The sequence below is a fragment of the Spiroplasma endosymbiont of Lasioglossum villosulum genome (genome assembly GCF_964020195.1).
In the GTDB taxonomy this organism is placed as follows: domain Bacteria; phylum Bacillota_I; class Bacilli_A; order Mycoplasmatales; family VBWQ01; genus Spiroplasma_E; species Spiroplasma_E ixodetis_A.
In genome coordinates this window covers 342,312-355,315 of sequence record NZ_OZ026539.1, presented here as the reverse complement: position 1 = coordinate 355,315, position 13,004 = coordinate 342,312, and the positions used below count along the sequence as shown (strand labels likewise).

The 13,004-nt window shown below is 24.9% G+C and carries 13 protein-coding genes; 1 reads left to right on the top strand and 12 read right to left on the bottom strand.

Annotation, left to right across the window (positions count from 1 at the left end; translation table 4 throughout):
* Window positions 1-142: 142 nt before the first annotated feature.
* From AACK81_RS02065 to AACK81_RS02050, 4 genes are all read right to left on the bottom strand, one after another.
* Window positions 143-379, bottom strand: coding sequence for a YneF family protein (locus AACK81_RS02065; RefSeq protein WP_252319938.1), 237 nt, complete (start codon window positions 377-379; stop codon window positions 143-145).
* A 13-nt stretch (window positions 380-392) separates the two neighbouring features.
* Window positions 393-2,399, bottom strand: coding sequence for a transketolase (tkt, locus tag AACK81_RS02060; protein ID WP_338962106.1), 2,007 nt, complete (start codon window positions 2,397-2,399; stop codon window positions 393-395).
* Window positions 2,400-2,688: 289 nt separating this feature from the next.
* A complete protein-coding gene (locus AACK81_RS02055; protein WP_338962103.1) occupies window positions 2,689-3,465 on the bottom strand; it encodes a hypothetical protein in 777 nt (258 codons plus the stop codon).
* Between the two features lie 201 nt (window positions 3,466-3,666).
* The gene (locus tag AACK81_RS02050) at window positions 3,667-4,617 is read right to left on the bottom strand and encodes an IS30 family transposase (protein ID WP_338960236.1); all 951 of its coding nucleotides are present in this window, start codon (window positions 4,615-4,617) and stop codon (window positions 3,667-3,669) included.
* Between the two features lie 437 nt (window positions 4,618-5,054).
* Here AACK81_RS02050 and AACK81_RS02045 point away from each other — a divergent pair, with 437 nt between their 5' ends.
* Window positions 5,055-6,341, top strand: coding sequence for a hypothetical protein (locus AACK81_RS02045; RefSeq protein WP_338962101.1), 1,287 nt, complete (start codon window positions 5,055-5,057; stop codon window positions 6,339-6,341).
* A gap of 98 nt (window positions 6,342-6,439) precedes the next feature.
* On the opposite strand, the gene AACK81_RS02040 is transcribed toward AACK81_RS02045, so the two are convergent.
* From AACK81_RS02040 to AACK81_RS02005, 8 genes are all read right to left on the bottom strand, one after another.
* Complete coding sequence (locus tag AACK81_RS02040; protein ID WP_338962099.1) at window positions 6,440-6,841, bottom strand: hypothetical protein; 402 nt, start codon at window positions 6,839-6,841, stop codon at window positions 6,440-6,442.
* Complete coding sequence (locus AACK81_RS02035; RefSeq protein WP_338962096.1) at window positions 6,810-7,436, bottom strand: hypothetical protein; 627 nt, start codon at window positions 7,434-7,436, stop codon at window positions 6,810-6,812. The genes AACK81_RS02040 and AACK81_RS02035 overlap by 32 nt, the downstream gene beginning before the upstream one ends.
* An 87-nt stretch (window positions 7,437-7,523) precedes the next feature.
* On the bottom strand, window positions 7,524-7,727 hold the full coding sequence (locus tag AACK81_RS02030; RefSeq protein WP_338962094.1) for a hypothetical protein: 204 nt from the start codon (window positions 7,725-7,727) through the stop codon (window positions 7,524-7,526).
* Window positions 7,728-7,944: 217 nt separating this feature from the next.
* Window positions 7,945-8,067, bottom strand: coding sequence for a hypothetical protein (locus tag AACK81_RS02025; RefSeq protein WP_256468302.1), 123 nt, complete (start codon window positions 8,065-8,067; stop codon window positions 7,945-7,947).
* Between the two features lie 268 nt (window positions 8,068-8,335).
* Complete coding sequence (locus tag AACK81_RS02020; RefSeq protein ID WP_252318892.1) at window positions 8,336-8,698, bottom strand: hypothetical protein; 363 nt, start codon at window positions 8,696-8,698, stop codon at window positions 8,336-8,338.
* Between the two features lie 22 nt (window positions 8,699-8,720).
* Complete coding sequence (locus tag AACK81_RS02015) at window positions 8,721-9,140, bottom strand: HIT family protein (protein WP_338962091.1); 420 nt, start codon at window positions 9,138-9,140, stop codon at window positions 8,721-8,723.
* 51 nt (window positions 9,141-9,191) lie between these two features.
* Entirely contained in the window at window positions 9,192-10,901 is a 1,710-nt protein-coding gene (locus AACK81_RS02010; protein WP_338962088.1) for a hypothetical protein, read from the bottom strand.
* 16 nt (window positions 10,902-10,917) lie between these two features.
* Entirely contained in the window at window positions 10,918-12,942 is a 2,025-nt protein-coding gene (locus tag AACK81_RS02005) for a hypothetical protein (protein WP_338962086.1), read from the bottom strand.
* Between the last annotated feature and the right edge of the window lie 62 nt (window positions 12,943-13,004).

Here is a 13,004-nt window from a genome sequence, read left to right as displayed (position 1 = left end):
TAAACAAGAATTAAAAGAAGAAAATTATCCACAAAATAAGCCATCAACAAGCGGATATATAAAACATTAAATTTATCACAAATATAATGAATAAAAATAGTTACCATTATGGTAACTATTTTACAATTTATATTTAATAAAATTATCGTTTTTTAGTAGTACTTTGTTGACGTTTCATTGCTTGCATTACTGATTTAATTTGAGATTCAGTAGGTTTACGTCCCATTTGTAAATACATTGCACGAATCATATTTTCATTAATAGGAGGATTTTTCTGTAATTGTTTTTCGAAAATCTTCTTAGTAACAATAAAACCAACTAATCCACCAATTAACGCACTAGCAATGCCAATGATTAATACTGCTCACCAAACCATCATTATTAATTTCTCCTTACTTACTGTTTAAAAACTTATTAATTTTATCACACACTTGATTTGATGTAAAGCCATATTTTTCTAGTACTACCTTATCAGGAGCAGAAATACCAAAAGTACTTACGCCAATAACAAAGCCATTACCTGCAACATATTTATATCAACTATCTTTAGAACCCATTTCAATAGCAACTTTTATAATATCATTAGGTAAAATTTTATTTTGATATGTTTTATCTTGTTTATCAAAAATAAAAGTAGAAGGCATTGAAACTACACGAACATTAAGTTTTTGATCGTTTCATAGTTGTTCTTGACTAGCAATAGCCAACGAAACTTCACTACCGGTAGCAATAATAATTAAATCTAAAGCTTTACTACTCTTCTCTTTACTAATAATATAAGCACCTTTTTGAACTGCCTCAATATTACTATTTGCAAGTTGTGGTAAATTTTGTCTAGTAATAATAATAGCACTAGGGTTAGTTTTGCTAGATAATGCCATTAAATATGCACCAATTGTTTCTTTTGTATCAGCGGGGCGAATTACATTAAAATTAGGAATAGTTCTTAACATTGTTAGTTGTTCAACTGGTTCATGGGTAGGACCATCTTCGCCAACTGCGATACTATCATGACTAAAAATAAACAAAGATGGAATTGACATTAAAGCTGCTAATCGTAATGCAGGCTTTAGATAATCACTAAACACAAGAAAAGTAGAACCAAAAGGAATTGTGCCTTGATGTAACGTCATACCGTTAACAATAGCGCCCATTGCAAATTCTCTTACTCCATAATGAATATGTCTTCCTGAATGATCAAGAGGTAAAAAGTCTTTATCTGTTACTAATGCTTTAGTTGAGCCAGCTAAATCAGCACTACCACCAATTAATGTTGGACAATGAGCTGATAAAAGTTTTAAAATATTACCAGAGTCTACTCTTGTTGCTTGTGGATTTATTCCAATAATTGAAGTTCAATCAATTTTATTTAATTGATAATCTTCATTAAAAATTTCATTTTTCAATGCTGATTTAATTTCATTATACAATTTTGGATATAATTTTGCATATTTTTCAACTTTTTGATTTCAAACTAATTCTATTTTAGAACCATGATTAAGTGCTGTTTGTGTGAAGTAAGTACTTACTTCTTTTGGAACAGTAAATTCAGGATATTCTCAGTTTAAATTTTTAGCAACTGTTTTAATATCTTCCATTAAAGGAGAGCCATGAACACTGGGTGTTCCTTGTTTACTAGCCCCATAACCAATTATAGTTTTAATTTCAATTAAAGTTGGTTTATCACTAAGTTTTGCTTTTTTAATAGCTTCAGAAATAAGTTTATCATCTTCACCATCTTCAACTTTTAAATAATTTCACTCTAATGCTTGAAGACGCATTTTTAAATTTTCTGAATATACTAATTTAACAGATGAATTTAATTGAACATCATTTGAATCATATAAAATAATTAGTTTATTTAATTTAAAATGTCCAGCAAAACTAAGTGCTTCTTGCGCAATACCTTCTTGTAAATCACCATCACCACAAATTGCATATGTATAATGATCAATAATATTAAGATCTTTTTGATTATATTTAGCACCAAGAAAACTCTCAGTAAGCGCCATTCCAACAGCATTAGCGATACCCTGACCTAATGGTCCAGTAGCCGTCTCTACTCCATAGTCTAAATGATATTCGGGATGACCAGGTGTATTACTATTTAATTGACGGAATTGTTTTATATCATTGATTGTATATTTATAACCAGCATGATGTAATATTGAATATAATAAAGCACTACCATGACCTGCTGATAAAACAAATCGATCACGATTAAATCATTTTGGATTTTTTGGATTAAAAGATAAATGATTTTTGAATAAAGAAAAAGTCATTGGTGAAGCACCTAAAACAATACCAGGATGGCCACTTTTAGCAGCATTAACTGCTTGTACTCCTAACATACGAATTGAATTAATAGTTAATTTATCTAAATTAATTTTATTTTCCATAATTTCTCCTTAAATTTTTAATAGTTATTATTTAATATAATATTAACAATATTCTTAATAAAATAGGTAATTTTTTAAAAATAATTAAAAAAGTATAAATAATAATGACAAAAATATAATTTTATTTTAACTAATTTGAATCTTTGAACAAATTAAAAAAGAAAAGATCACCCCAAGATAAAAAAATAATATTTCATCTTAAATAAGATAACTCTTTTCTTAATATTTTACATTTGTGATGTTCTTGGTTTATTTAAATTTGTTAATGGTGCGTTTGTTGAGTCATTGTTTACTTGTTGTTTATTAAAAGCTTTTCCAGATGATTTTGAAAATAATGTCGGATTTGTTTTTGGCTTTTTACTACATGATTCTGATATTTTTTTCATTTTTTACTAATTTCTAATTCAATTTTCTTATTTTTATTAATTTTTCCAAAAGTTACTAATTTAATAAATAAATTTAAAAATTTATTTATTTTTTGTTGTTCTAAAACTTTAATTTCTTCTATTTCAGATTTTTTGATTACTTGCATTAAATTTGATTGTCTTTTTAATGATAAAGCCTCTAATGCAATCGCTCTATCAATATTTTCTCTTTCTTTCTCAGATACTTCTTCTGATTGTAATGTTTTATAAGGTTCATCAACAACTACAAAACCAAATTCATCATCTTCATTGGTTACTTGTAAATCTAAACTACTTTCATAAAGAGATGGTGAAATGGTTGGTTCGGAAATTATTGCCTTTTCTTGATGATTATTATTTGTATGTTGAATTTGACGTTGAACAATCTTACTTCCTTTGGGTCTTACTCCTTGTTTTAGTATTTCCTCTTCAGTAACTAATTTTACTTCTGTCTCTACTTTAAATGTTTGTGATGAGGGCATTGATGTTTCTTTAAATTCTTTTATTATTATGTCAGATTGTTTTTCTTTTTCTAACGATAATTTTTTTGCCAGTTCCACTTGTTCTTCTTCTTCTGATAATCTCATGATTTCATCAATAAGACCTGGTTCAATTGCAAGTTGTTCCATTTGTTCAAGTGTGAATGTTCTCATTTGTTCCATTGTAAATACTGGTGTTTATTTTTTATCAATCGCTTCTCTTTGCTCTTTTGTCAATGAACGAATTTGTTGTGTTGTGAATGCAAATGTTGGCGATAATTTTAATTTTCTAATATAAGTTTCAGCTGCCATTATTTTTTCTTCCTTTCTAAAAATAAAAAAACCCATTTATTTTAAAATGCTAAATTGTAAAGGTAAGTGCAACTAAATTATTTTTCTATCCAAATATTCGATTGGTGAAAGATAATTTAGTATTTTTCTTGGTCTTTGGTTTAAAGACAATATAAATTTATGAACTTCATTTTTATTAGTTTTTGAAAAAATAAATTTTTTAGGAAATTTTTCTCTAATTAAACCATTAGTATTTTCATTAGTACCTCTTTGTCAAGGTGAATATGGATTGGCAAAATAAATTTTTATATCTAAATTTTTTTCAAGTTGTTGTCAATTTGAAAATTCTTTGCCACGATCAAAAGTAATAGTTTTAACAATGTTTTTAGGAAGAATTGATAAATAATAACTAACATTTTTATTAATAACTTTAGTAGTTCTGTTTTTAACTAATATTGCTAAAGTAAATCGTGATACTCTTTCAACTAAAGTTATTAAACATGATTTGCTTTTACCTCGTGATGATACTATAGTATCTCCTTCTCAATGACCAAGTGTTATACGATCATTAACATTTATATCTCGTTCTTTAATTGATTTACCATTAAACTTGCCACGATTTTCTTTAGATTTTCGTTTTTTACCTTTTCTTCTTAAATTTTTACTAGTAACTTTATCAAGCATTCCAAAATAAATTCAAGTATAAATTGTTTTAAAACTAATAACTCACTCTTTATGAAAATTTTTAATTCTGCCATAAATTTGTTCAGGTGATCAACCTAATAGTAATTTTTGTTGTACATATTTTACTAAATTCTTATTTTTAAACTTATGAAAACTAATATGTGATTGTTTTCGATTTTCAGCTTTATTTTGTGCAATTAATGAAAAATAATGATTATTATCTTTATTTCTATTAATTTCTCGAATAATAGTACTAATACTTCGATTAAGATTTTTAGCTATTTCACTAATTTTAAATTTAAATTTCAATTGATTCTCAATATAAATCCTTTCATCTATGCCAAGATGTTTATAACTCATATAAAAACTCCTTACTTTTTTCTAAACTAAATTTAGCATTATGAAATTTTTATATGAGAATTTTTTGCAATTTTATTTACTTGCACTTACAAGTATAACTCAGCAAATTAAAATAAGCGGATTAAAAAACTTTATATTCTTTTGTAGAATATTATCATAATAATAATATTTTTCCAATAAATTCGTATTATTTTTTTCATTGAGTTATAAATAAATATTATAACTTAAAAAAGGACTTATTTAATATGCAAATTATTAATATTGAAACATATTGTAAAGTACGTTTAATACACATTATTTATTTAAGTTTTTTAGTTTTTGCTAATTTCAAATAAAATGTTTATAATTAAATCAACACTTTTTAATGACTAAAGTGTTATAAAATATATATTTATTAATTTTTTAAATAATTATTTAAAAAATAGAGGTATAACATTATGAATAAATATTTAATTTTTTTAAGTATGATACCACCTTTAACTTTTTTAGGAAACAATATTAATAATATAAATATTGAAAATACTGTACTAATAAATCAATTAGAAGAAAATAATGCTTCATTCAATAACCAATTTAACTATTTAAGCAATAGTGAGTGAATTACTAATCAATCAATAACAGATCATAAATTTTATAGTTATGATACATTATCTTTAGCAAAATACACTTTTCCTAAAGCAAGGAATACTTTTTTAGTAGATAACTATGGTAACCTAGTTTATAACCCTAATATAAATATTCCAGATAAAGATAAAGTAAATATTGAAAATACAAAACAAGAAATGAACAGCCACAAAAAAGTAACTATTATTAAAGATAATTATAATCCATATAGTAAAAGTGAATATTCTGATTCATACTTTACTGGTTATAATAATTGAAAATATATTCAACAAGGTGATATTGAAAAACATATTGATATTTCTAATCAAGCAGGTGCTGATAAAGTTGAACATAGCAATAATCTAAATGAAACACTAGGTTTATATTATATTGCTAAAGCAACACATGATAATAAAATTAGTAAGACAATAGCTAATAACTTAGCAATGTATTTTATTAATCAAACTAGTTTAAAAGGGCAAATTAATAATCAATTAACTAGTAACATTGTTAATTTAATTATTGATAATCAAAATGTTTATAATTTTTTGAATAAATCACCACTAACATTAACTACTAAAAACTATTCATTAAATTGAATTTTTGATAAAAGTAATAATCTAGTTGCTATTTATTATAATAATTGAAAAAACACTAATAATATTATTAATGATAAAATAAATTATTCTTTTTCAGATTGACATAATGGAACATCAATCGCTACTGATAATTCTAATGTTTATAATATTCTTAAGTGAAGCAATTATGCGAGAGACTGAAATACCTTCAGTAATATGTATCCAACTTTTTGTTTTATTAATTCATATTTCAAAGTATCAACTTCAACAGGAATTGAAAGTAGTCCAACACTATCAACTAATACTGCAAAAATTGAACAATATAAAAACCCTGGTAATGCTAATGTTCTTTTTATTGCTTATATTAATACTAAAGATGGTGGAGGATGAGGAACAGAAATTGCTCTTAACTTAGATCTTTGACATGATAATGATAATATTTACTTTCAATGGTATTGTTTTTTAACTTCTTCATTTGGTCGTATGACATATGTTAACATTGCATTAAACAACATAAATTTTGATAACATAATGAACAATTAATGACCTTTATTTACAATTTTTAATTAATAAACAAAATTAATAATAAGGACAAAGTTTATTTTGTCCTTATTATGATTATAAAGATATATTTTTTATTATTATAATAATTTAAGTAAATCTATTCGAAAAAATTTATCTAATTTTTCTCATCCAAGATCACGATTTTGTTCAGGAGTCATTATTCAACGACCAAAAGCTTCTGGAAATAAGTCAATATATGATGTTCTTCCATATCAACTTCTAACAATACCATAACTTAAAAGTTTTTGATAAGATTTATTATTAATCTTAGTTCCTTTTGCTAATGATGAAATCATATATTTTCTTGCATCAAAATTATTATTTTGTTTATTACGAATTAAAGAATCCAAAATATGACCATATTCATGTACCATAACTTCCATTCCATACTTTATATCTCTAAAAATATCTGTATCAAGTATTATTTTAGTATTACACATATTATTATTACAAGAACCAAAATATGCTTCTCCTGACATATTTATTTTTAGACTGTTCTCACAATTTTTGATCTAATTCAATTTTTTCTAACATTTTAAAAATATTATTTTTTCCATATAATTGAGCTAAAATATTATAAAAACGACATATTGCTGTTTTTAATTCATCAATGTTTGCATTTATATGATAATTACTAATTGTTTTAATAAATGATTCAAAATCAATTTTGCCATCAAATAAAAGATGATGATCATTAAATTGTTTTTTTAAATCTTCAAAATCTTCTAAATTATCATTATTATTTTCCAACTTTTTAAAAGCATTATTTGATTCTTCATTTGCTTTAAATTTAACTTGTTCATTTAAAATATTAATAAAATCATTTACAGCAGGTAAATTTTTAAATTCATTATCATTTAAAATATCATTTTTTCCAAATAAAATTTCTTGATGATGTTGATAAGAATAAGTAGGAACTTGTTTATCTCTTATATTCAAATCAGGAACAATATAATCTAACGTTACAAAAAATCTATTAGGACTATACTTAAGCTTTACTGTTCCAATATAAATATCTTCATTTATTGAAGTAATTATTGCTTGATTTTGGTTATTAACAATTTTAATTTCCAAACTAATTACATCTATATTATATTTATTACTAAAAATATCTATAATTTCTTTTTTTACTTTTTCATCATCATTTATAGCAGTTATGTTTTATCCAATATAAATTTTACCTAAATTTCTTTTTCCTTTAGGAAAAATTATTTCTAAGTTTTTTTTCTTTTCAATTTCAATTTCTTCTTCAATATTTTCTTCCATTTCAGAATTATATAAAATACCAGTAGTTGCACCACTAATTAAAACCGCAGAACTAATTATTCCGGCAATAATTTTTGAATTTTTATTTTTTTTAGACATATAATACTCCTCCATATTTTGATTTCAGAAATAAGTTCTTTATATTCTTGCCTTTGATATCAATAGATATAGACTAGTATTGTTTTTATTTATAATTTGTTTTATTAACAATTAAGATGAAAATTGTTTTAGAAATCTAAAACAATCAGTAAAAATTTTTAAAATTAGTTGATAAGGGCTATTGATAATAATATAAATTTTATTAATAATCAAAAAATTATTGATTAGCACACTCTGGGCATTTCATAATTTTTCTTGCTGTTTTTGAGTTTGAAGCTAAATCATTACCATTAATTTCTTTATTACAACTTGAACAATGTAATACTTTTCTTTTTTTCATATCTCAATCTCCTTTATCTTTTTTTATTAATGCTTAAAATTATAGCATCATTAATAAAAAATGCTTTTTTGATGAAAACAAAAAGGTAGTTATGCCACTCATCAATTAATAATTTTTATAAAATTTGATAATTAATAACTATTATAATATTTTTTTCTTATTATTTATGTTGAAAATAAACTCTAAAAATATTATTAATTATTTATTAAAAATTGGTTTAATACTATTTTCAACCAATATTTTAAGTTATTAATAATTATTTTATGACTTATTTACTATTAAATATTCATAAAATAGAGCCAAACGCCATGATAATATGTGGTAAAGCATTAATATAAGTTCATGTTGACTTATAATCTACATCTTTGCCAACAAATAAACCAATAACTATTATAACTGAAAGAAATGATATAAATAGTGCTCATAGTCTTGATCATAATCCAGGTTTAACTGAAAATGGTATTAGAATATAAATAATACCTATTATAACTAATGTAGCTCCATTTTCATTTCAACCATAGAAACTATAAGTTATAACTCCCGCTGCATACAATAAACTAAAAACAATAATTCATACAGCACCAATTAGCATTAATATTTTAGGTAAAGTTAATAACTTAAGACTTTTCATTTTTTTCCTCCTTAAATATTTTTTACATTAATTGTGATTTTAGTATTTTTTTAATATTATTAATATCATCAATTGTAACATTTTCTTTTGTCCTATTAATTAAAAACCCTTTTTCACGAATATATTTTGGAATAATATGAACATGATAATGAAACACTTCTTGAAATGCTTCGCTACCATTATTAGTTAAAATATTAAATCCTTTAATTTCGGGAATAGTTTTTATTAGCAAATTAACAATTTTATGAGTTGTGATACTAACATCACTCACTATTTTGGGTGTAGTATCAATAAAAGTTTCAAAATGTTGCTTTGGAATTACTAGAATGTGTCCTTTAGTTACGGGATTGATATCCATGAATGCTGCTGTATTTGTATCTTCAAAAATTAAGTTATTTGTATCTTTAATAATTGTACAAAAAATGCATACTTTATTTGTCATATATTTCACCTCAACTTACTTTATAAGTATAACTTAAAATATTAAGTATTATTATGGATAAAACTCTTTTACCTTATTTCAAAATCCTTCTTCATATATATTATTTTTTGGAATATATGTTGGAAATAAATTTTGAGCAGCGATTTTAAAGTTTTCAGTTGCTGGTGAATCTTTACTTGCAGAGTCACTAGCAGATATAGAATATAACATTTGTCAAAATATATTTCATTTTGTTTCTTGGGTAATAGTGCTTTCGTTACTATCACCCCTTATATACTTAGAAAAACCTGTCTTAAGACTAGCATTAGGACTCATATTTCATGAATGAATTAAATTACTAATTTCTGGAATTCAGCCTTGATTTTTATTATTTAAAAAACTAAAATCTAAATTTTGTAAAAGATTTAGGAAATAAATAGGAGCAGAGTAAGTAAATGTAGCAATATTATTATTTGTAGTATAGTGTAATCCACCATTAGTTACTCAACTTGCAGCTTCTTGGGTAGTAGTAGCAGTACTTAAGAAACCATTAACACCAAAGTTAGGATCAATTTCACTAATGGTTGATGCATTACCACTTGTTAATTGATTAAAAAAAGCAGAATTTAAAGTTTCTTTTCCTGAACCATTATCTTTAACAATTGATTCTCATGTCGGAAGTTTAGAAGGAGTATTATTTCAATCTCTATCAATTTTTTGCGCATTTGCTAAATCAGTAGTAAAATTTCAAGTTGCATTATAATTACTTTTATGTCAACCAGTAGTATCTTGTAATTGACTTATGTAAAGGTTATTTGTTTGGGTTGAAATTATAGGTTTACCTGCTTCATTATCTTTAATATCAACAATATTGTCTAAAATATAAGACATTGTAAATAAAGTTTGATTTAATTCTGGTAAAATTTGATATTGATAATATTGTTGATAACGAAAACGTAATCATCATTGGAAACGTTTTAAATATTTTGAATAAGTTGGAATATCAGTACCAGAAAGACCTTTTTGTGTTTTATTAATACCAGCACTACTATTTCATTTTTTAGCATCATTTGGTAATAATTTACCAATTTCATTACTATAATTGTCATCTGGATGTTTAGCAATGGCAGCTAATTGTTCATCAAAAGCAGCATCTTTATCACCATAATCTTTATATAAACTATCAGGAGTAAATATTTGATCAGGATCATTAACTTTATCAGTATCTTTATTTTTTTCTTTATAAAATTCTACATTTTGATAATTAAATTTACTTGTACCATCCTGATGTCAACTTTGATTTTGAAATAATAACTCATTATTATCTGCTGCTGATACTTTATCTAATGAATTAGCTGTATTAATACCACTTAAGTACTTTTGAGTTAATAAATTTAATCCTAAATCATCTTTAAGTTTTATAAAAGCTTTATTGGCTTCTCCCATTGTAGTAGTACCATCTGCATTTTTTGTGTCTTCACTATAATGAAGTTTCTTATGAAAAAATTCATAAAATTTTTGCTGAGCAATTGTTCCTTCAACATCTTTTAAAATAAAATCAAGACCTTGTGAATAAGTATTCTTAAACTGAGCAGAAATCGTTTCATTAAAGTTTACTCCTAAAAAATTAAATAATACACAATTTTTATAATCATCAGGAATTTTACCACTAGGTAAATTACTCATATCACGTTCATTATCACAAGCAACTAATAATAATACAGGGCCAGATAAAAGAGTAACTGAAGTTAATAATGGTAAAATCTTTTTTATCTTTTTCATTTTTTATACCTCCCATCTAAGAACTAATGATACTTGGATCATATCATCATAATGTTCGTTTCCCAACAACATCTAGATAATTAGCAATATTAGTATCCATACGAGCAACTGGTGCATCTTGTGTAAAGCCATCTCATGTATTATTAGTTTTTATAATATTATCCTTAAATGTTGCATTAATATTAATACCTTGTCTATTGTTTCAACGATTTTCTTTAGTTTTATCAAATCAACTTTTCATTTTTTCAACAAAGTCATTAATTTTCTTATCAGTTGGATCAAGAGGACTTGAACCAAATATATCCTGTAAATTTCAATGAATTAAACTTGAGTTATTATTAAAGTATAAATTATAATCTCATCAAGTTGCATCACCAAGGCTACCAGTACCTCCAGTAAAGGCTGTTAATGCATCATTTAAATTAAAAGTAGGAGTTGTATTTGGAGTATATTTTTGTAGTAAAAAACCAGTTTGTAAATAATCAAGATAAGGAGAATCAGATAATCCACCTGGACGCTCAGATAACGGTGCTAAGTCTTTTCACTGATAAGTATCTTTTCTATGATTTTTAAATGTTTTAATTATATTATAAGTTGATTCATCGCTTTTAGGTTTGTCTTGCTGTTGATATGTGATACCTGGCGTTTGAATAAAATGAATACCACCAGTATCAATAAAAATACCAACTCCAGGTCCATTATTAACTGCAGCATCAGGAAGTTGTGGTCCTTTTATATCTTTCATATAAACTAAATCATTATATTGACTAGTACCATCTTTACCTTTATCTTTAATACTATCGCGGTCTATATAAGGAATTAAGTCATCTAAACCCTTTTCCTTGTCAGTTGGTGAAATAAATTGTGTTAATTTATATGGTTGAATACCATCAACATTTTTACCAACACCTTCAGCACTAGTTACATAACGATATAAGTAATAATAAAAAGGACTATTCTCTTGTGAAGATTTAGTAATATCCATTAATCCTAAATCACCAGTTTTACTAACATCAGTAGTAGCGGCCCCTTTTTCTTCGGTGAATGTTTGATCGAAACCATTGGTTCTAATATTGTTTAAAATTTCATTAATTTTAGTTTTATTTTGAGAAAACTGAGAGGCACTAATCTTTTCTTGTAAAGGTTTAGCAGTAGAATCAAAAGGAATAACAATTTGACGAGTTCAAATTAATTCTTGATTTCTTAACATTACTTTAGCTATTTTAGATTGATTATCACTTAATAAGTCATCAATAGTATTGTATGAATCTGTTTCATAATTACTATCATTCTTATCATCACTAGTTTTTACGACAGGAAGACTAATATTAACACCAGTTCATGTTTTAGCAATTTTGACATTATCGTTTAATTTTGTAATAACATCTGATTCTGAATTATTAGCATTAGCAACAATTCAAACTTTGCTAGAATATTTACCAGGAGCGATACTACCTGCTTTACCATTAATGTATTCTTGTACACTATCATAAGTACCATTTGGATTGTTTACTTGTTCTCATAAATCCTTTAATCAAATATTAATTTCATTTTGATTGTAGTATTTATAATCCTTATAATTACTAGTAACATAACTACGTTGAATAATACCTAAAGCACTCTTTTTTAAAATATTATCAATGTAAGTATTAACATCATCATCGCCCAATACTTTCTTTCATTGTTTTTCTCATGAACGACCATATTTTGCTTGTAATGATTTTATTTTATTTTCCATTTCAGATTGAGCTGCTGTCAAAGCAGCAAGATAATCATCTTTATATTCTGGAGTATTTTTTAAAATTGAAAGATTAATATATTGATTAATATCAGTATATAATGTTTTACCTCATCCACTATTGGGATTATTTAATAAGTAATTAAAAAAGGTGTCAGTCGTAGTACTTGTATCTATAAAAGCACTATTTCAGTCGAAAACATTAGTTGTGCCTCTTTCATTTGAATTATTACAAGCTATAATAGACATAGTTGATGTTGATGATAACGTGAAAGCTGCAACTAAGGCAAGAATATTGCGCACTTTATTCACTCCTTTTAATTAAATCTATAGCAAAAAAAGATTTTTTAATTTATTTTACTAAG